The sequence below is a fragment of the Gemmiger sp. genome, from assembly GCF_057431175.1.
Window position 1 is genome coordinate 59,107 of sequence record NZ_DBMDDV010000009.1, and the last position, 19,732, is coordinate 78,838.

General features: G+C 58.8%; 17 protein-coding genes and 1 tRNA gene. All 18 read left to right on the forward strand.

The annotated features are described in order from the left end of the window. The first annotated feature begins 21 nt into the window (after positions 1 to 21). The 18 genes from dnaA (at position 22) to ACZO0A_RS05360 (ending at position 19,641) form a co-directional block, all read left to right on the forward strand. On the forward strand, positions 22 to 1,344 hold the full coding sequence (gene dnaA / locus ACZO0A_RS05275; protein WP_291211885.1) for a chromosomal replication initiator protein DnaA: 1,323 nt from the start codon (positions 22 to 24) through the stop codon (positions 1,342 to 1,344). A 498-nt stretch (positions 1,345 to 1,842) separates the two neighbouring features. Further along, the gene (gene dnaN, locus ACZO0A_RS05280) at positions 1,843 to 2,952 is read left to right on the forward strand and encodes a DNA polymerase III subunit beta (RefSeq protein WP_215692647.1); all 1,110 of its coding nucleotides are present in this window, start codon (positions 1,843 to 1,845) and stop codon (positions 2,950 to 2,952) included. A gap of 2 nt (positions 2,953 to 2,954) precedes the next feature. Continuing rightward, positions 2,955 to 3,170: an RNA-binding S4 domain-containing protein gene (locus ACZO0A_RS05285; protein WP_215692645.1), complete on the forward strand. Its 216-nt coding sequence runs from the start codon at positions 2,955 to 2,957 to the stop codon at positions 3,168 to 3,170. Next, a complete protein-coding gene (recF, locus tag ACZO0A_RS05290; protein ID WP_215692643.1) occupies positions 3,170 to 4,264 on the forward strand; it encodes a DNA replication/repair protein RecF in 1,095 nt (364 codons plus the stop codon). Before ACZO0A_RS05285 ends, recF begins: the two co-directional genes overlap by 1 nt. 76 nt (positions 4,265 to 4,340) lie before the next feature. Beyond that, the gene (gene remB, locus ACZO0A_RS05295) at positions 4,341 to 4,601 is read left to right on the forward strand and encodes an extracellular matrix regulator RemB (RefSeq protein ID WP_215692641.1); all 261 of its coding nucleotides are present in this window, start codon (positions 4,341 to 4,343) and stop codon (positions 4,599 to 4,601) included. A 154-nt stretch (positions 4,602 to 4,755) separates the two neighbouring features. Next, positions 4,756 to 6,738, forward strand: a complete 1,983-nt coding sequence (gene gyrB / locus ACZO0A_RS05300; protein ID WP_252261618.1) for a DNA topoisomerase (ATP-hydrolyzing) subunit B — start codon at positions 4,756 to 4,758, stop codon at positions 6,736 to 6,738. Between the two features lie 132 nt (positions 6,739 to 6,870). After that, complete coding sequence (locus tag ACZO0A_RS05305; protein ID WP_302371407.1) at positions 6,871 to 7,290, forward strand: transposase; 420 nt, start codon at positions 6,871 to 6,873, stop codon at positions 7,288 to 7,290. Between the two features lie 121 nt (positions 7,291 to 7,411). After that, positions 7,412 to 9,991: a DNA gyrase subunit A gene (gene gyrA, locus ACZO0A_RS05310; protein ID WP_302149926.1), complete on the forward strand. Its 2,580-nt coding sequence runs from the start codon at positions 7,412 to 7,414 to the stop codon at positions 9,989 to 9,991. Between the two features lie 112 nt (positions 9,992 to 10,103). Then, a complete protein-coding gene (mnmE, locus tag ACZO0A_RS05315; protein WP_302375864.1) occupies positions 10,104 to 11,495 on the forward strand; it encodes a tRNA uridine-5-carboxymethylaminomethyl(34) synthesis GTPase MnmE in 1,392 nt (463 codons plus the stop codon). Positions 11,496 to 11,702: 207 nt separating this feature from the next. Next, entirely contained in the window at positions 11,703 to 11,852 is a 150-nt protein-coding gene (locus ACZO0A_RS05320) for a hypothetical protein (protein WP_302375863.1), read from the forward strand. A 26-nt stretch (positions 11,853 to 11,878) separates the two neighbouring features. After that, the gene (locus ACZO0A_RS05325; RefSeq protein ID WP_486846139.1) at positions 11,879 to 12,001 is read left to right on the forward strand and encodes a hypothetical protein; all 123 of its coding nucleotides are present in this window, start codon (positions 11,879 to 11,881) and stop codon (positions 11,999 to 12,001) included. A gap of 17 nt (positions 12,002 to 12,018) precedes the next feature. Then, on the forward strand, positions 12,019 to 13,887 hold the full coding sequence (mnmG, locus tag ACZO0A_RS05330) for a tRNA uridine-5-carboxymethylaminomethyl(34) synthesis enzyme MnmG (protein WP_302375862.1): 1,869 nt from the start codon (positions 12,019 to 12,021) through the stop codon (positions 13,885 to 13,887). A gap of 173 nt (positions 13,888 to 14,060) precedes the next feature. Then, on the forward strand, positions 14,061 to 14,765 hold the full coding sequence (gene rsmG, locus ACZO0A_RS05335; RefSeq protein WP_302375861.1) for a 16S rRNA (guanine(527)-N(7))-methyltransferase RsmG: 705 nt from the start codon (positions 14,061 to 14,063) through the stop codon (positions 14,763 to 14,765). 180 nt (positions 14,766 to 14,945) lie between these two features. Beyond that, a complete protein-coding gene (locus tag ACZO0A_RS05340; protein WP_291212167.1) occupies positions 14,946 to 15,812 on the forward strand; it encodes a ParB/RepB/Spo0J family partition protein in 867 nt (288 codons plus the stop codon). 290 nt (positions 15,813 to 16,102) lie between these two features. After that, positions 16,103 to 16,867 carry a ParA family protein gene (locus ACZO0A_RS05345; RefSeq protein ID WP_215692629.1) on the forward strand — a complete coding sequence of 255 codons (765 nt, stop codon included), beginning with the start codon at positions 16,103 to 16,105 and terminating at the stop codon, positions 16,865 to 16,867. A gap of 12 nt (positions 16,868 to 16,879) precedes the next feature. Beyond that, positions 16,880 to 17,758: a ParB/RepB/Spo0J family partition protein gene (locus tag ACZO0A_RS05350; RefSeq protein WP_215692627.1), complete on the forward strand. Its 879-nt coding sequence runs from the start codon at positions 16,880 to 16,882 to the stop codon at positions 17,756 to 17,758. Between the two features lie 326 nt (positions 17,759 to 18,084). Continuing rightward, positions 18,085 to 19,392, forward strand: coding sequence for a serine--tRNA ligase (gene serS, locus ACZO0A_RS05355; protein ID WP_215692626.1), 1,308 nt, complete (start codon positions 18,085 to 18,087; stop codon positions 19,390 to 19,392). 172 nt (positions 19,393 to 19,564) lie between these two features. Continuing rightward, a tRNA-Met gene (locus ACZO0A_RS05360) sits at positions 19,565 to 19,641 on the forward strand. The last annotated feature ends 91 nt before the right edge of the window (positions 19,642 to 19,732 follow it).

Below are 19,732 nucleotides of genomic sequence, written 5' to 3' on the forward strand. Positions count from 1 at the left end.
AAGTGGGGAGTATCGACATTCATGGATTCCATCAATGAGGTATTGGAAGCGGTCAAGGCCTACTGCAAGGAAAAGACCTCGGACGCTACCTACGCATTTTACATCAAGGATATCAAGGCCGTGAGCTTTGAAAATTCCAACACCATCACGCTGGAACTGCGCAGTGAATTTGTGATGAAGATCGTATCCGATCGCTACACAGCGCTGCTGAAAGAAGCGTTCAAGGCCATTCTCGGCTTTGATGTGGAAATTCTCTATGTGGCGGCCCCGCCGGAGGACGGCGAGAAGGCCGACGGCAGTGCGGACCAGCGGGACGAGAAATCGCTGCCAAGCGGCCGGTATGATTTCACCTTTGAAAATTTCATCAAGGGACCGTCGAACCAGTTTGCGTTTGCGGCCGCGCAGGCCGTGGCGGCGAACCCTTCCGGCGCGTACAACCCGCTGTTCATCTATGGGCCGTCAGGCCTGGGCAAGACCCATCTTTTGAACGCCATCCAGTTTGAGATCAAGAAAAATCACCCGGATTTCAACATCGTTTACGTGGATTGTGAAATGTTCACAAACGAGACGATTTCCGCCATCAAGACGGCGACGATGGAGCAGTTCCGTCAGAAATACCGCAAAGCGGATGTGCTGCTCATCGACGACATCCAGTTCCTGGCCGGCAAGGAGAGCACGCAGGAGGAGTTTTTCCACACCTTCAACACGCTGCACAACGATGGCCGGCAAATCGTCATCGCGTCGGACCGCCCGGCGAAGGAGATCAAATCGCTGGAGGAGCGTCTGCGCACCCGGTTTGAGTGGGGCCTGACCGCCGACATTCAGCCGCCGGATTTTGAGACCCGTGTCGCCATCGTCAAACGCAAAGCCGAGCTGCTCAATCTTGACCTGCCCAACGATGTGGCCGAGTACATTGCAAATCACCTGAAGCAGAACATCCGCCAGCTGGAGGGCGCGGTCAAGAAACTGAACGCCTACTATATGCTGGAGGGCATTGAGCCCTGCATCGGTGTGACGACGACGGCCATCAAGGACACGCTGAACGACAGTCAGCCGATCCCGGTGACGATTGAAAAGATCCTCAACGAGGTTGCCCGCACCTACAATGTGATGCCGGCGGATATCCGGGGCAAGAAGCGCAATGCGAATGTGAGCGCGGCGCGGCAGATGACGATGTACATTATCCGGGAAGTTACCGGCATGAGCATGGAGGCCATCGGCCAGGAGTTCCAGCGCGATCATTCCACGGTGGTATATTCCATCAAAACGATGGAGGAAAACATCAACCGCGACCAGCACCTGAAAGAGATGTGCAGCGACATCATGAAAAATGTCCGCACCTAATTCCTTTCTTGAAAGAAAGGAACCAAAGAACTTTCAATATTTGTTCCAGTAAAGTGAGTAGCGAATAAAAATTAAACGTTTTATCGGCGATAACTTTACGGGTTGAATGTTTGTAGTTTCTTTGGTTACTTTCTTTGCAAAGAAAGTAACTTTTTCCACAGAGTTTTTAGTTTTTAACAGACAGTTCTCCACGCCGCGTGTTGAAAAAGCGCGGGTTTTGAGTTTTCCACAAGGATGTCCACAGACTGTTCAAAACAATTCACGGCCGGTTTTTGCCGCAGGTATCACAGTCCGCGGAGTTTTCCACCAAACTAACAGCCCCTACTACTGCTACTACCAAAGTTAATAGTTTCTGCTGATAGGGACCTGCTACAACTGCTCTACAACCGGGCCAAACGGCAGCCATTTTGTGGAAAACAAAAACTATACAAATTGTAGAGTAAATTTTACGTTTTTTGCCGAGGCTTTTTTCCAAAAAAGCCGGAAAGAGAAGAAACCATGAAATTTGAATGCGAAAAGACCCTGCTTGCCAGTGCCATTGACGGCGTTTCCCGCGCAATCACCAACCGCGCGGCCATCCCTGTGCTGGAAGGCATCTACATGAAAGCCGAGGGCTTTAACCTGACCTTGACCGGCTACGATATGGAAATGGGCATCACGACCACTATTGAATGCAACGTACTTGTACCCGGTGAAACCGTACTGGATGCAAAACTGCTCAGCGCCATGATCAACCGTATGCCCGCAGGCGATGTCTGCATTGAGCTGAACGACGAAGGCCAGGCAAAAATCAGCGGTGGTGTGGCAGAATTTGAAATTCCTGCCCTGAATGCCAGCGACTACCCCAGCCTGCCTGTGACCGGCGCCGACAACACCATGACCGTCAAGTGCGGTATGCTGCGCGAGATGATCGAGAAAACCATCTACGCCGTCAGCCAGGACGACAAGAAACCCGCCCACACCGGCGAGCTGTTCGTCATTGAGCCAGGCAGCTTGACCATCGTTGCCCTGGACGGCTACCGTTTGGCCATCATCCAGCGCGATGTTGAGTGTACCCGCGATATCCGCATCATCATCCCCGCCAAGACGCTGCAGGAACTGCTGAAGATCATGGGCGGCGCGGACGACGATGTGAAGATCGACGCCAACCGCCGCTATGTCGTGTTCACCTCCAACGGCTATACCATCATGAGCCGCCTGATCGAGGGCGACTTCCTCAACTATGAGAGCGTTATCCCGAAGGATAAAAAAACGCGTATCACCGTGGATTGCAAGACTTTTATCGATACGATCGAGCGCGCGTCGCTGATTATCACCGAGCGCCTGAAGAACCCGCTGCGCATCAGCTTTGGCGAGGACCGCGTGACCGTGCGCTGCCAGACGCCGCTGGGCAAGGTCGTGGACGAGTTTGCCCCGGTGCAGATGGAGGGCGACGCGGTGGAGATCGGCTTCAATAACCGCTACCTGCTGGACGCGCTGCGCTACTCCAAATGCGAGAAGATGGTGCTGGAGATCAACGGCCCCCTGAGCCCGGTCAAGCTCCTGCCCGAGGACGGCAAGGATTTTATCTATCTGGTTTTGCCGGTGCGCTTTAAGAACGAGGGCTGATTATGGAAAAAATTCGTATCAACACTGAATTTATCAAACTGGACGCCCTGCTCAAATTCGCAGGCCTGTGCGAGACAGGCGGCGAGGCAAAGGAGCTGATCCAGGGCGGGGCCGTCAAGGTCAACGGCGAGGTCTGCACGATGCGCGGCAAAAAGTGCCGCGCAGGCGATACCGTTGAGCTGGACGGCCAGACCGTGCAGGTCGCGGAGGGCGCGTAATGCGCTTAACGCACCTGGAATTAACGAACCATCGCAATATTGCCCATGCAGAACTAAACCCGGACCCGCATTTGACCGTACTGTGCGGCCCCAACGGTCAAGGCAAGACGAACCTGCTGGAGGCCGTCTGGCTGCTGACCGGCGGCAAGAGCTTCCGCGGGTCGAAGGACGCCGAACTCATCCAGCGCGGCTGTGACTTCTCGGTCATAGAGGGTACGTTTGAGACACAGGACGTGGAAAAATCCATCCGCCTGACCGTGGGCAGCAAGGGCAGCCAGCGGCCCGGCCGCACCGGCAAATTGAACGGCGCGGACATTGGCCGCGCGGCGGCACTGGCCGGGAATTTTCAAGCCGTCGTGTTTGAGCCGGACCTGTTGAGCCTGGTCAAAGGCGGGCCGGATGGGCGGCGGCGGTTCCTGGACTCGGCGCTGTGCCAGGTGTACAGGCCGTACCTGGTAGCGCTGCGGCGGTATATGCGGCTGACGGCCCAGAAAAATGCACTGCTGAAAAGCTACGATATCACGCCAAACGGCGGCGTGCTGCTGGATACCTACGATGAGCAGCTGGCTGAGTACGGTGCACTTATCATGGATCACCGCTGCAAATTCCTGGCGGCGGCCGCGCCCATTGCTGCGCAGAATTATAAGGATATCTCCCACGGAGCCGAGACGCTGGAACTGCATTACCAGATGTGTACACCGGCCCCCACCGCTGACGCGCTGCTGGAAAAGCTGCACGCCATGCGCCCTGCGGAGCTGCGGGCAGGGTTCTGTCTGGCAGGCCCGCACCGGGAGGACTTGGAGATACTGCTGGACGGTCAGCCCGCCCGGGTCTACGGCAGCCAGGGCCAGCAGCGCAGCTGCGTACTGGCTATGAAGCTGGCCGAGGCCACGGTAGTGGGGGACTTGTTCGGCGAGCATCCGGTACTATTGCTGGATGACGTTTTGAGCGAGCTGGACGACGAGCGCCAGACCTACCTGCTGACCCGCATGGGCGAGCACCAGACCATCGTGACGACCTGCGACACCGCCGCGTTTGCACGGACGAATGGGAAAATTGTGATGGTCAAGGGCGGAACCGTAGCAGAGCCGTAGGGTGGTTGCCCGCTGACGGGCAATGACGCAGAGTGGAGGGCCGGGCATACCCGGCCCTTACAGAGAGGTGCAGGAAATGTACTTTCACGCCGGGCAGGATTTTGTACTGAACACCCGCGATGTGATCGGGGTGTTTGATCTGGACACAGCCGGGGCGTCGCGGCGGACGGAAGAATATTTCCGCCACGCCGAAAACGAGGGTGCGGTCGTGGACCTTTGCGCCCCCGGCACCCTGCCCAAAAGTTTTATGGTCACGGATTTCCCCGATGAGACCGTGTATATCAGCCAGCTTTCGCCCGCGGCATTGAAGAAGAGGGCGGAAAAATTAGAATTTTAAAGAACCACGACCGTAGGGGCCGGGTATGCCCGGCCCGCAACATAAAAAGTACCGCCCGATAAAAGGGCAATAACGCAAGACGGAGGGCCGGGCATGCCCGGCCCCTACATTGCAAAATAAGAGATACCCACCCACAACAGGAGGCTATCATTTCATGGCAGAAGAAATCATCACCGAAACCAACCGCGAGACGGCTACCGACCATGCCTACGGCGGTGCGCAGATCCAGGTCCTGGAAGGCCTGGAGGCTGTGCGCAAGCGCCCCGGTATGTATATCGGCTCCACCGGGCCTTCCGGTCTGCACCACCTCGTCTATGAGATCGTCGATAATGCCATCGACGAGGCGCTGGCGGGCTACTGCACCCACATCGAAGTAGCCATCAAGCCCGGCAACATCATCGAAGTATCGGACAATGGCCGCGGCATCCCGGTCGATATCCAGCCCAAGCTGGGCATCCCGGCTGTCACCGTCGTTTACACTGTGCTGCACGCCGGCGGCAAGTTCGGCGGCGAGGACTCCGGCTACAAGGTCGCCGGCGGTCTGCACGGCGTCGGCGCGTCGGTCGTCAACGCTTTGTCTGAGTGGCTGACCGTCCGCGTGCGCCGCGATGGGGTAGAGTATGAGCAGAGCTTCAAGCGCGGCAAGCCCGACGGCGACCTGAAAAAAATCGGCGCGGCGGCTTCTACCGGAACGACAGTCACTTTCAAGCCCGACCCGGAGATGTTCCAGGAAACGACGCTCTACCGCTATGAAACGCTGCTGAAGCGCCTGCGGGAGGAAGCGTTCCTGAACGCCGGTGTCAAGATCACCCTGACCGATGAGCGCCCCGATGCCGACCGCCCGCAGGATGAGCAGAACGGCGAAATGCGCGCCGAGACAATGTGCTACGAGGGCGGTATCCGTTCTTTTGTCAGCTACCTGTGCGAGCGCCGCGACTTAACGCCGCTGCACCCCCAGGTCATGTATATGAAGGGCGAGGGCCAGGGCGCTGTGGCCGAGGTCGCCCTGCAATACTACGACAACAGCTATAACGAGCTGCTGTTGAGCTTTGCCAACAACGTCCATACCCCCGAGGGCGGTACCCACGAGGAAGGCTTCAAGCTGGCCCTGACCCGCGTGCTGAATGAGTACGGCCGCGCCAAGGGGATTTTGAAGGATAAGGACGAGAATCTGTCCGGCCCCGACGCCCGCGAGGGCATCATCGCCGTCGTCAGCGTCAAGCTGCAGGAGGCCCAGTTCGAGGGCCAGACCAAGGCAAAGCTGGGCAACACCTTCATCAAGGGCCTGGTCAACAACGTCGTCTACAAGGCGCTGACAGAGTTCTTTGAGGAAAACCCCGCCGTTGCCAAGGCAATTTTGGAGAAGGCCACCCAGGCTGCCCGCGCCCGCGCCGCCGCCAAAAAAGCCCGCGAACTGGTCCGCCGCAAGAGCGCGCTGGAATCCAACCGTATGCCCGGCAAGCTGGCTGACTGCCACGAAAAAGACCCCGCCAAGACAGAACTCTTCATCGTGGAGGGCGATTCTGCAGGCGGCTCGGCCAAGATGGGCCGAGACTCCAACATTCAGGCCATCCTGCCTTTGTGGGGCAAGATGCTGAACGTCGAAAAGGCCCGCGCCGACCGCATCTACGGCAACGATAAACTGATGCCTGTTGTCACCGCGCTGGGCACCGGCATTGGCGACGAGTTTGATATCAGCAAAGTGCGCTACCACAAGATCTTCATCATGGCCGATGCTGATGTCGACGGTTCGCACATCTGCACGCTGATGCTGACCTTCTTCTTCCGCTATATGCGCCCGCTGATCGACAACGGCTATGTCTATGTCGCCCAGCCGCCGCTGTTCAAGCTGCAGAAGGGTCAGACCGTCAAGTACGCCTACAACGACGAAGAAATGAAGGTGTTGAGCGCCGAAATGCCCGGCGCGAAGGTCAACCGCTACAAAGGCTTGGGCGAGATGAACCCCGACCAGCTGTGGGAGACCACCATGAACCCAGACAACCGCGTCATTGTCCAAATTAAAATTGAGGACGCCGAGCGCGCCGACGAAGCGTTCAGCATTCTGATGGGTGAGCAGGTCGAACCCCGCCGCCAGTTCATCGAAAAGAACGCCAAGTACGCGAATTTGGATGTGTGATACATCATACGCCGCCCGTGTAGGGGCCGGGCATGCCCGGCCCGCCGCATAAAAACCACCGCCCCGTTTATGGTGTATGAATCATGGATTATACGATTTTATGCCCGCGCAAAAATCCCCGTTTGCAAAATTATGATTTATGATTATAGAAGAGAAAATTATTATTTTGTGACCGTATGTGCGCATCATAAACAATGTGTGTTTGGCGCGGCAGGAAAACCAAATGTCGTCGGACAAATGGCCGCACAAGGAATAAAGGATATTTCCAGACATTTTCCCGGTGTGGGTGTGGATGAATATGTGGTAATGCCAAATCATGTTCATATGATATTGGTTTTTCCGCAGGAACAATGTAATTTGTCCGCCGTAGTGGGAAGCTACAAGTCGTATGTGTCCAAAATGTTCCATGTGGAACATCCGGGTGTGACATTGTGGCAGCGTTCATTTTATGATCATATTATTCGTGATGAAAACGCGTATTGTGAAATTAAAAGATATATTCAGGAAAATCCGTTGAAATGGGATTTGGATGAATATAACCCACACGCATAGCGCAGCGTACAAGCAACGATCCGTTTGTGGGCAATAACGCAAAGTTGAGGGCCGGGCATGCCCGGCCCCTACGGTGCAGTAAAATTAGTAAGTTCAAGTAAGATTGAGTTAAGGTGATACAATGGAAGAAAACATCATCATGGTGCCGGGGTCCGGTACTAAGGTCATTGTGCGCGATGTGAAACAGGAGATCGAGACGGCGTTCCTGGACTACTCGATGTCCGTTATCGTGGCGCGCGCTTTGCCCGATGTGCGCGACGGCCTGAAACCCGTCCACCGCCGCATCCTGTACACGATGCACGAGCGCGGCAACGACCCGCAGCACCCCTACCGCAAATCCGCCGATACTGTCGGTGCGGTGCTTGGCTCGTACCACCCCCACGGCGATGCGTCGGTCTATGATGCCATGGTCCGTCTGGCACAGGATTTCAGCCTGCGCTACCCGCTGGTCGACGGCCAGGGCAACTTCGGTTCCGTTGACGGCGATCCCCCGGCTGCTTACCGTTACACCGAGGCCCGTATGTCCAAGATGGCCTGCGAGATGCTGACGGATATCGAGAAGGAGACCATCGACTGGGATCCCAACTTTGATGAAAACAAGAAGGAACCCCACGTCCTGCCCAGCCGCTTCCCGAACCTGCTGGTCAACGGCAGCCAGGGCATTGCGGTCGGTATGGCTACGAACATCCCGCCCCACAACCTGCGCGAGATCGTCAACGGTATGGTCGCCCTGATGGACGACCCCGAAATCGACCTGGCCGGGCTGATGGAATACGTCAAAGGCCCCGACTTCCCGACCGGCGGCATCATCATGGGCCGCAGCGGCATCCGCGCAGCCTACGCCACGGGCCGCGGCAAAATCACCCTGCGCGGCCGCGCCGAAATCGTCGAGAAGAAGAACGGCCGTTATGAAATCCTAATCAGCGAAATTCCCTACATGGTCAACAAGACCCGCCTCATCGAGTCCATTGCGGACCTTGTGAAGGATAAACGCATTGAGGGCATCAGCGACCTGAACGACGAATCCTCCAGCCGCACCGGCATGAAGATCGTCATTGAAATCAAGAAGGATGCGAACCCTCAGGTCGTGCTGAACCAGCTCTACCGCTACACCCAGCTGCAGGACACCGTGGGTGTCATTATGCTGGCGCTGGACGACGGTGTGCCCAAAATCATGAGCCTCAAGACCATGATGGAGCGCTACATCGAGTTCCAGATGCAGGTCATCCGCCGCAGAACCGCCTTTGATTTGCGCAAGGCGAAGGAGCGCGAGCACATCCTTGAAGGCCTGCACAAGGCCGTCGACATCGTCGATGAAATTATCGCGACCATCCGCGCCTGCAAGGGCGGCTTTGCCGAGGCACGCCAGGCCGTCATGGATAATTTCGGCTTCGACGAGCCGCAGGCGGACGCAATCGTCAAGCTGCAGTTGGGCCGCTTGGCCGGTCTGGAAATCCTGAAAATCGAGCAGGAGTTGGGCGAGCTGCGCGAGGCCATCGCCGATTATGAGGATATCCTCGCCAATGACGAGCACGTCAAGCGCATCGTCAAGACCGACCTGACCACGCTGGCCGACAAGTACGGCGACGAGCGCCGCACTTCCATCGAGGCTGTGTCCGGTGAGGTTGACATCGAGGATCTGATCCCCGAGGAAACCTGCGTCTTTACGCTGACCCACGAGGGGTATATCAAGCGCACCACGCTGGATACCTACCAGGCACAGAACCGCGGCGGCCGCGGTGTGCAGGGCATGACCCAGAAGGACGAGGACTTCACCGAGGAAATGTATGTCGGCTCAACGCATGACTATATGCTGTTCCTGACGAATCAGGGCCGTGTCTACCGCCTGAAGGGCTACCAGGTACCCGAGGGCAGCCGCACCGCCAAGGGCAGCCATATCGTGAACCTGCTGCAGCTGCAGGAGGGCGAGAAGGTCACGCTGATGCTGCAGCAGAAGGCCGACGTGGACGAGGACAACACCTACGCGACGATGATCACGAAACAGGGTCTTATCAAGCGCACGCCGCTGTCCCACTTCCGCAACATCCGCAAGGCGGGCCTGATTGCCATTGCCCTGAATGAGGGCGACAGCTTGGTTTGGAGCCACCTGACGAAGGGCGACGATGAAATTATTGTCGCCACCCACGACGGCGCGGCCATCCACTTTACCGAGGATGATGCCCGCGCCATGGGCCGTACCGGCCACGGCGTCCGCGTTATCAAACTGCGCGAGGGCGACTATGTCGTCGGCGCCGGCGTCTGCCGCCCGGGTGCCACTGTGCTGACCATCAGCGAAGAGGGCAAGGGCCGCCGCAGCCGCATCGACGATTACCGCATCACGAAGCGCGGCGGCTTAGGCATCCGCAACTACTCCAACGGCAATGTGGCGGGCATCAAGATCGTGGACGACACCGATGATCTGATTTTGATCAGCCAGAATGGCATCCTGATCCGCATCCATGCGTCGGATATCAACATCCAGAGCCGCTACGGCAGCGGTGTCCGCGTCATGCGCCTGGTCGAGGATGACAAGGTGGCCGTGGTCGCCCGTGTCGACCGCGACAACGAAGCCGAGACCGCGAAAATCGAGGATACCGGCGAGACTGACCCGACCCCTGAGGAGCTGGCAGCCATTGAGGCGGAGGAGCTTGCTCAGGAGGCCGCAGAGGATAACGCAGCCGATACCAACGACGAAGAATAACCCTACTTTCTTTGCAAAGAAAGTAAGCAAAGAAACTCCAAAATAGCAAACCGTGAAGGGGAGGCCGGGTTGGCCTCTCCTTTTTGGTAAAAGAAAAATAAAGGAGTACCACATGGAACATCTGCATACGACCATCTGTGCCCTGGCGACGCCGCCAGGGGAGGGCGGCATTGCCACCGTCCGCGTCTCCGGGCCGGACGCCTACGGCATCGTCGGCAAGATTTTTGCGCCGGTGCGGCAGGGCAAGAGCGTTGCCGACGCCAAGGGCTACACCGCCATGCTGGGCCATTACCTGTTGCACGGCGCGGAGATGGACGAGTGCGTGGCACTGTTTTTCCGCGCACCGCACTCCTACACCGGCGAGGATGTGATAGAGTTGTCGGTCCACGGCGGCACGGCTATGGCAGACGGCCTGCTGGAAGCGCTGATCACGGCGGGGTGTGCGCCTGCAGGCCCCGGTGAGTTCACCCGCCGCGCACTGGAAAATGGGCGTATGTCGCTGACCCAGGCCGAGGCCGTGATGGAAGTTATCGCGGCGAATGGCCGGCAGGGGGCGGCGCTGGCAAAATCGGCACTGGATGGGCGGCTGGCAAAACGCATTGGCTGCATCCAGACTGCACTGCAAACGCTGAACGCCCACCTGACCGCCTGGGTCGATTACCCCGAGGAGGACGTCCCCGAACTGTCCGACGAGGCGTTTGTGCAAACCTTGACAGAACAGAAAACCGAGTTGGACGCACTGATCAACGGGTACAGTGCGGGCGCAGTGCTGCGCCACGGCGTGGACTGCGTGCTGCTGGGGCGACCCAACGTGGGCAAAAGCACGCTGCTGAACCTGCTTGCCGGGTTCGACCGGGCCATCGTCACGCCGGTGGCAGGCACGACCCGGGATATTGTCGAGCAGGCCGTGCAGCTGGGCAGCGTGCGGTTGAACCTGTTTGACACCGCCGGTGTGCGGGAGGTTGGTGTGGATGGTGACGCGATAGAGGCCGAAGGCATCCGCCGCAGCTGGAAAAAGCTGGACGAGGCTGGGCTGGTGCTGGCGGTGTTCGATGCCGCGCAGCCGCTCTCCGAAGATGATTTGGAGCTGGCCCGCAAATGCCGGAGCCGCCCGGCCATTGCCGTGCTGAATAAACAGGACCTGGCGGGAAAGCAGGATGTTCCACGTGGAACATTGGAGCCGTATTTTAAGAAAATCGTTCCCATGTGCGCCAAAGACGCCGTGGGCTTGCAGGCTTTGACGGACGCCGTGGCAGATCTGTTAGGCACGGCCCAACTGGATCCGAGTGCCGCCCAGCTGTGCAGCGCCCGCCAGCTTGCCGCGGCGACCCGGGCAAGGGACGCGCTGGCCGAAGCCATCCGCGCAAGGCAGGACGGCTTTGGGCTGGACGCCGCCGCCGTCTGCCTGACGGACGCCCTGCAGGCGTTGTGCGATTTGACCGGTGAAGACGCGACAGAGGCAACGATTGATGAAGTGTTTGAAACATTCTGCGTGGGCAAGTAAGTAAATAATAAGGAGCCTTCCCCCGAGGAAAAAGCCTTTTGGGGAGAGCCTTCCCCCTCTGGGGGAAGGTGGCCGCAGGCCGGATGAGGGGCGAGTTTCCGGCGGTAACTCGGTAAAGGGACAATAGAGTTAAAGTTGCCCCTCATCAGCCGCCTGCGGGCGGCAGCTTCCCCCAAGGGGGAAGCCTTTAGAAAGTGGAGGCAAACTATGAAAGGCATCAAAACCATAAATCCGTTACGCAAAAATGCCCGAACCCTCCGCAAAGAAATGACCCGGCAGGAACGGCATCTTTGGTATGACTTTCTGAAAAATCTCCCGCAAACGGTCCACCGTCAAAAAATGATTGGCATTTTATAGTTGATTTTTATATTCCATCGTGTAAACTGGTAATAGAGCTGGATGGCGCACAGCATACCGAACCGCAGGCTGCCGCGTGCTGCGCTATGGCAACAATGAACTGGATACAAATTTCGCAGGAGTCTGCGAGGATATTCTGCAAAAGATAGGGTAAGAAGGAAAGTATATGGACAAACTAGGAACCTACGACGTCATCGTCATCGGCGCGGGGCACGCCGGTATTGAAGCGGCGCACGCGGCAGCAAAACTGGGGGCAAGGACGGCGGTGTTTACGCTGTCACTTGATTTTATCGGCAATATGCCCTGCAATCCGTCCATCGGCGGCACGGCCAAGGGCCATCTCGTCCGCGAGGTCGATGCCCTGGGCGGGCTGATGGGCATTGCCGCGGACGCCACCTACCTGCAAAGCCGGATGCTGAACCGCGGCAAAGGCCCCGCCGTACACAGCCTGCGCGTGCAGACCGACCGCAAACGCTACCATATCTGGATGAAACACGCGCTGGAAAAGACCGCCAACCTCGATATCCACCAGGGTGAGATCGTCGGCGTGGATGTACAGGACGGCAAGGTCTGCGGTGTGTACACCAATCTGCACGGCTACTACGCCTGCAAGGCCGTCGTCGTGGCCACCGGCACCAACCTGGGCGGCCGCATTTTCGTCGGCGATGCCCACTATGACAGCGGTCCCGACGGCACCCATGCCGCCACCGGGCTGACAAAATGTCTGGTGGCGCACGGCTTCACGCTGCGCCGCTTCAAGACCGGCACGCCCGCCCGCGTCCACCGCCGCAGCATCGACTTCTCGAAGCTCGAATGCCAGCCCGGCGACCCAGACGACGAATTACAGCCCTTCAGCTTTATGACCCGCGTGCCGATGCACAACAAGGTCAACTGCTACATCGCCTACACAAACCCCGCGACCCACAAGGTCATTCTCGACAACCTGCACCGCTCGCCGCTCTACGGCGGCGACATTCAGGGCGTCGGCCCGCGCTACTGCCCTTCGATTGAGGACAAGGTCGTCCGCTTTAAGGAGAAGGAGCGCCACCCGGTTTTTGTGGAGCCCTGCGGCGAGGACACCGAGGAAATGTACCTGCAGGGCCTTTCGTCCAGCCTGCCCGAGGCCGTGCAGAACGAGATGTACCGCACGATCGCCGGGTTTGAAAATCTCGAGATCATGCGCCCGGCCTACGCCATCGAGTATGACTGCGTAGACCCCACCACCCTGAAGCCTACGCTGGAAAGCAAGGTCGTCAGCGGCATCTACGGTGCCGGGCAGTTCAACGGCACCTCCGGCTACGAGGAGGCCGCCGCGCAGGGCCTGCTGGCCGGCTTAAACGCCGCCCGCCATGCGCTGGGCAAAGAAGAACTTGTGCTGGCGCGGCACACGAGCTACCTGGGCACGCTGGTGGACGACCTGGTCACCAAGGGCGTGCTGGACCCCTACCGCATGATGACGAGCCGCAGCGAGTACCGCCTGAGCCTGCGCCAGGACAACGCCGACGAGCGTCTGACGCCCATTGGCAGGGAATACGGTCTGGTGGACGATGAGCGGTGGGCCATGTTCTGCCATGACCGCGAGGTCAAGCAGACCGAGCTGCACCGGCTGGAGACGACAAGCATCAAATTGGCCGACCTGCGCGCGGCTGCCCCCGAAGGTGCCGAGCTGGGCGAAATCGGCGGCACGGCCATCGAGCTGATGCGCCGCCCCTACATCAACTATGAGTTGGTCGCCAAGGTCATCGGCCGCGGCGAGGGTGTGACCACCGCCATGGCCCAGCGCATCGAGACGGAAATACGCTACGCCGGGTACATTGCCCGCGAGGAACGCATTATCCGGGACATCCAGCGGCATGAAAACGTGAAGATCCCCGAGGATTTCGACTATGCGCCCATCGAGACGATGACGTTGGAATCCCGCGAGAAGCTGGCAAAAATCCGCCCCCGTACCTTGGCCCAGGCCGGGCGGATACCCGGGGTATCACCCAGTGATCTGGCGCAGCTGAGTATTGTGATTTTGAAGGATAGTAAATGAGCCTTCCCCCTCTGGGGGAAGGTGGCCGAGGCTCCGACCGAGGCCGGATGAGGGGCGATGTTTCCGCAGCAGCTCCGTAAATGGACAATAGAGACAACACCGCCCCTCATCAGCCGCCTGCGGACGGCAGCTTCTCCCAAAGGGAGAAGCCTTTGTGCAAGGAGATGAAAGAAATGATTGATAAAAACAGATTAGCCACCAAATGTTCCACATGGAACATCACCCTGACCTCCACCCAGCTGGACTTGCTGGACAAGTACGCCGAGCTGCTGGTCAGCTATAACGAGAAGGTCAATCTGACCGCCATCACCAGCCCCGAGGGCATCGAGGACCGCCACTTTGCGGACAGCCTGCTGTTTGCGGCCCAGCCCGAGGTGCAGGGCAAGATGGTGGACGTCGGCACCGGGGCAGGATTCCCGGGTATTGTGGCGAAAATCTACAAGCCCGATTTGCAGCTGACCCTGATGGAACCCACCGGAAAGCGGGTGGACTTTTTGAAATACGTCTGTGCTGAACTGGGCCTGACCGGGGTCGAGTTTGCCAAGGAGCGCGCCGAGGAAGCCGCCCGCAAGGTCTGGCGTGAGCAGTTCGACATTGCCAGTGCCCGTGCCGTGGCGGCCCTGCCGGTGCTGAGCGAATACTGCCTGCCGCTGGTCAAGGTGGGCGGGCGGTTCATCGCCATGAAGGGCCCCGAAGCCGATGCCGAGGCCAAGGCTGCGGCCAACGCCCTGAAAAAGCTGGGCGGCCGATATGAGGAAACCCGGCAGTTCACCCTGCCGGACGGCAGTGCGCGGGGACTGGTTTTCTGCAAAAAAATATCGCAAACTCCGACGGTTTACCCCCGAAACGGCGGAAAAATCGCAAAGAAACCGTTGTAACACCGCGAAAAACCGGATATCCGGGCGAACGATTTTTCTTTCCCGGGCGTATAAAATATGCTATGCTTTTTGTAGAAAAAAGCATAGCATATTTTTATGGGCCGCTTTTGTAGGGGCTGGGCATACCCGGCCCTCAGCTTTGCGGCAGGCATACAGTAAACCCAGGGGGAGGAACCGAAATTGCCAAAGAATGATATCCAAAAGCAGGGCCGTATTTTAATGCTGCCGGTGGATTGCATCGAGCCGTCGCCCTACCAGGCCCGCACCGCCTTTGATGAGCCGGAAATCGCTGCGCTGGCGGTCAGCATTTTGCAAAACGGTCTGCTGCAGCCCATCAGCGTGCGGCGGGTCGGTATCCGCAAATACCAGCTTGTGGCGGGGGAACGCCGCCTGCGTGCCTGCCGCCTGGCCAAGCTGGACAAGGTCCCTGCGATTCTGGCCGACTACGACGACAGCGAGTCCGCCGCGCTGGGCCTTTTGGAAAATTTGCAGCGCAGCCAGCTGGATCCGTTTGACACGGCGCGGGGCATCAAGGAGGTCATCCGCCTGTGGGGCTGCACCCAGGCCGAGGCCGCGCGGCGGCTGGGTTTGAGCCAGCCAGCCCTTGCCAACAAACTGCGGCTGCTGACCCTGACGCCGGAACAGCAGCAGCTTTGCACGGCCAACCATTTGAGTGAGCGCCACGCCCGCGCCGCCCTGCGCCTGCCTGAGGGCCGCCGCACAGCCGCGCTGGAAAAGATGGCGCGGGACAAAATGAGTGTGCGCCAGGCGGACAAGCTTGTGGATCAGATGTTGACCGCGCCCAACGCCCCCAGCCCCTGCCGCCGCACGATCCCCATGGTGCGGGATGTGCGGTTCTTTGTAAACACGCTGCAGCACGCGGTGGATTTGATGACCCAGAAGGGGATAGCCGCCACGACGCACTGCGATAAGCATGACGGATGTTTGGAGTACATAGTGAGGATACCGGTCAGCAGTGACGGGACCGTAGGCAAGCAGGAGGACGCCCCCAAGAAGGAGGACAGCGAGTTTGCGGTGAAGGTGTGAGGAAGAAAAGCTTTTCCCCCTTAGAGGAAAGGTGGCCAAAAGCCGGATGAGGGGCGGCGTAAGGGTGCCGCCCGGTAAAGAGGGCAGTAGAGCCAAGGCCGCCCCTCATCAGTCTGCTTCGCAGACAGCTTCTTCCAAGGGAGAAGCCTTTACCCCGGTAAATGTTCCACGTGGAACATTTACCGGGGCTTTTTTCTGTTTAACCCCTTTTTTATCCCCAATTTTTGTGCTATAATAATACCAAGCGGCCCTGTGCCGCCCAAAAAACGCAAAAATAGGGGAGGTACGGCGTGGCAAAAGTCATCGCAATAGCAAACCAGAAGGGCGGCGTTGGCAAAACAACCACCGCCGTCAACTTGAGTGCCTGTGTGGCGGCGCTGGGCAAGAAGGTCCTGATCGTGGATCTGGACCCCCAGGGCAACACCACCTCCGGGTACGGGATATCCAAAAACAAGGTCGAGGCCGACACCTACACCTGCCTGATCGACGACGAGGACGTCCGCGGGGCCATCGTGAAAACCGAGTACAACGCGGATCTTTTACCCTCCAACACCCAGCTGGCGGGTGCTCCCATCGAGCTTGTCTCGGTGCCCCGGCGTGAGATGCGCCTGCGCACCGTCTTAGCACCAGTCGTGCCGCTCTACGACTACATCTTCATCGACTGCGCACCGTCGCTCGACCTGCTGACCGTCAATGCCCTCTGCGCGGCGGACACGGTCATCATCCCGATGCAGTGCGAGTTCTTCGCGCTGGAAGGATTGAGCGAGCTGATGACGACCTTAAAGACCGTGCGCAAAAAGTACAACCGCTACCTGGACATCGAGGGCGTGCTCTTCACGATGTATTCCGGGCGGCTGAACCTGACGATGCAGGTCGTCGCGCAGGTCAAAAAGTACTTTGGCGACAAGGTCTACCGCGCCGTCATCCCCCGCACCGTGCGCCTGAGCGAGGCACCCAGCTTTGGTATGCCCATCAATTTCTATGAGCCGAACGGCAAGGGCTGCGACGCCTACATGGAACTGGCGCGGGAATTTTTAGCCAACAACGAACGGTAAGGAGGGACGCCCATGGCAAAAAAAAAGCTGGGCGGGCTTGGTAAAGGACTGGACAGCCTGTTTGCCGAACTGCCCGATATCAGCGATGAGCCGTCCAGCTCGACCCTGCCGCTGCGGGAAATCGAGCCGGACCCCGAACAGCCCCGCAAACGCTTTGACGAGGATGCGCTGAATCAGCTGGCCGACAGCATCACCGAAAACGGCCTGCTGCAGCCCATCGCGGTGCGGCCTAAAAAGGTGGGCACCGGGTACATCATCATTGCGGGCGAGCGCCGCTGGCGTGCCGCCCGGCTGGCGGGCCTGGACGAGGTCCCGGTCATCATCAAGGATGTGACCGACGAGCAGGCCGCCGCGCTGGCACTGATCGAAAACCTGCAGCGCGAGGACCTGGACCCCATCGAGGTGGCCGAGGGCTGCCGACAGCTCATCGACAAGTACGGCCTGACCCAGGAGAGCGCCGCCAAAAAGCTGGGCAAAAGCCGCAGCGCCGTCACCAACAGCCTGCGCCTGCTGGCCCTTCCCGAGGATGTGCGCCGCATGGTCAGCGCGGGCAAGCTGAGCTTCGGCCACGCAAAGGTGCTGCTGGGCCTGCCCAGCGCCGAGTTGATGCAGCAGGCCGCCGCCGAGGTCGTCGCACAGAATTTGAATGTGCGCCAGACCGAGGCCCTGTGCAAAAAGCTGGCCAAGCCCGCCAAGCCGCCGAAGGAAAAGGATAACTTCACCCGCCCGAAGCGTGCCGTCGAGGTCGAAGCCGCCCTGAAAGAGGTGACCGGCAGCGAGGTCCACGTGGAATACAAGGACGGAAAAGGCTCGCTGAAAATCGACTTTTACAGCGACGATATGCTGCAAAAGTTCGTGAGCCTGCTGGGAATGTATGACCCGGAAGGGTGAGCAGCCGTTATAAAGCCTTCCCCCTTGGGGCTGCGCCCGCAGGCGCGTGTCGGAGCGCAACCGCCGTAGGCGGCTCTTAGCGCGTAGACTGAAGGTGGCCGCAGGCCGGATGAGGGGCAAGTTTCCGGCAATGACCCGCTGACGCGCAATGAAGATGAACTTTTCCCTCATCAGCCGCCTGCGGGCGCAGCCCCGAGGGGAAAGCCTTGTAGGGGCGGGGTATGCCCCGCCCGCAGCCTACCCATAAAATGCTATTTATTTGTAAAGCCGAGGGCCGGACATGTCCGGCCCCTACAAAAGCAAATATTGAATAGAGGAGTACCACTATGTTAGACATTCGTTTTGTCCGTGAAAACCCGGACGCTGTCAAGGAAAACATCAAGAAAAAGTTCCAGGACGCCAAGCTGCCCCTCGTCGATGAGGTCATCAAGCTCGACGCCGAGTACCGCGCCGCCATCGGCGAGGCCAGCGACCTGCGCGCAAACCGCAACAAGCTGTCCAAGCAGATCGGCGCACTGATGGGCCAGGCTAAGAAGGACCCCAGCAAGGCCGCCGAGGCCGAGGAAATCAAGAAGCAGGTCACCGCCCAGGCTGACCGCCTGAAGGAGCTGGAAGCCAAGGAGACCGAGCTGCAGGCCAAGATTCAGGAGATCATGTACACGATCCCCCAGATGATCGACCCCAGCGTGCCCATCGGCCCCGACGACAGCCATAACGTCGAGGTCCAGCGCTTCGGCGAGCCGGTCGTGCCCGACTACCCGATTCCGTACCATGTGGATATCATGGAGAGCTTCGACGGCATCGACCTCGACGCCGCCGGCCGCGTCTCCGGCAACGGCTTCTATTACCTGCTGGGCGACATTGCCCGCCTGCATGAGGCTGTGCTGGCCTACGCCCGCGATTTCATGATCGACAAGGGCTTTACCTATGTCATCCCGCCGTTCATGATGCACGGCGATGTGGTCAAGGGTGTTATGTCCTTCCCTGAAATGGACGCTATGATGTACAAAATCGAGGGCGAGGATCTGTACCTGATCGGCACGTCCGAGCACACGATGATCGGCCGCTTCATCGACCAGACGCTGGACGGCGCCAAGCTGCCCCTGACCCTGACCAGCTACAGCCCCTGCTTCCGCAAGGAGAAGGGCGCCCACGGCATCGAGGAGCGCGGCATCTACCGCATCCACCAGTTCGAGAAGCAGGAGATGATCGTCGTCTGCAAGCCCGAGGACAGCATGGATTGGTACGATAAGCTGTGGAAGAACTCTGTCGAGCTGTTCCGCTCCATGGAGATCCCTGTCCGCCAGCTGGAGTGCTGCTCCGGCGATCTGGCCGATCTGAAGGTCAAGAGCTGCGATATCGAGGCTTGGAGCCCGCGCCAGCAGAAGTACTTTGAGGTCTGCTCCTGCTCCAACCTGGGCGACGCCCAGGCCCGCCGCCTGCGCATCCGCTTTAAGGATGAGAATGGCAAGACCCAGCTGGCCCACACGCTGAACAACACCTGCGTGGCCCCGCCGCGTATGCTGATCGCCTTCCTGGAGAACCACCTGCAGGCTGACGGCACCGTCACCATCCCCGAGGTCCTGCGCCCCTACATGGGCGGCAAGGCCGTGTTGGTGCCCAACAAGAAGTAATTTTGAAAGAGGCTTCCCCTTTTGGGGAAGCCTTTAGAGTTTTTCCCGCATTGCACCCGCAATGCGGGATTTTTTTTGTATTTTTTGAATTTTTTCGGGGAAAACTACTTGACATAGGGGGCACTGTCGGCTATAATAATATAGCGTTCTCGAGAGCGCAGCTCACAAATGTGGCGGTATAGCTCAGTTGGCTAGAGCATTCGGTTCATACCCGAAGTGTCACCGGTTCAAATCCAGTTACCGCTACCACATGATACAAGGTTTCGCTAAAATACTTGGGGGTCGGTTGCAATAGTAGCCGATAAGTTGCTTGCTGTTTTAGCGAAATCTTGTATTATAT

What these genes read in the sequence shown, in the direction of transcription:
- dnaA (WP_291211885.1), top strand. Translation starts at nt 22, where the DNA reads ATGGATTCCATCAATGAGGTATTGGAAGCGGTCAAGGCCTACTGCAAG.
- ACZO0A_RS05285 (WP_215692645.1), top strand. Translation starts at nt 2,955, where the DNA reads ATGGAAAAAATTCGTATCAACACTGAATTTATCAAACTGGACGCCCTG.
- ACZO0A_RS05350 (WP_215692627.1), top strand. Translation starts at nt 16,880, where the DNA reads ATGGCAAAAAAAAAGCTGGGCGGGCTTGGTAAAGGACTGGACAGCCTG.
- recF (WP_215692643.1), top strand. Translation starts at nt 3,170, where the DNA reads ATGCGCTTAACGCACCTGGAATTAACGAACCATCGCAATATTGCCCAT.
- remB (WP_215692641.1), top strand. Translation starts at nt 4,341, where the DNA reads ATGTACTTTCACGCCGGGCAGGATTTTGTACTGAACACCCGCGATGTG.
- ACZO0A_RS05320 (WP_302375863.1), top strand. Translation starts at nt 11,703, where the DNA reads ATGAAAGGCATCAAAACCATAAATCCGTTACGCAAAAATGCCCGAACC.
- serS (WP_215692626.1), top strand. Translation starts at nt 18,085, where the DNA reads ATGTTAGACATTCGTTTTGTCCGTGAAAACCCGGACGCTGTCAAGGAA.
- gyrA (WP_302149926.1), top strand. Translation starts at nt 7,412, where the DNA reads ATGGAAGAAAACATCATCATGGTGCCGGGGTCCGGTACTAAGGTCATT.
- ACZO0A_RS05305 (WP_302371407.1), top strand. Translation starts at nt 6,871, where the DNA reads ATGATTTATGATTATAGAAGAGAAAATTATTATTTTGTGACCGTATGT.
- rsmG (WP_302375861.1), top strand. Translation starts at nt 14,061, where the DNA reads ATGATTGATAAAAACAGATTAGCCACCAAATGTTCCACATGGAACATC.
- gyrB (WP_252261618.1), top strand. Translation starts at nt 4,756, where the DNA reads ATGGCAGAAGAAATCATCACCGAAACCAACCGCGAGACGGCTACCGAC.
- dnaN (WP_215692647.1), top strand. Translation starts at nt 1,843, where the DNA reads ATGAAATTTGAATGCGAAAAGACCCTGCTTGCCAGTGCCATTGACGGC.
- mnmG (WP_302375862.1), top strand. Translation starts at nt 12,019, where the DNA reads ATGGACAAACTAGGAACCTACGACGTCATCGTCATCGGCGCGGGGCAC.
- mnmE (WP_302375864.1), top strand. Translation starts at nt 10,104, where the DNA reads ATGGAACATCTGCATACGACCATCTGTGCCCTGGCGACGCCGCCAGGG.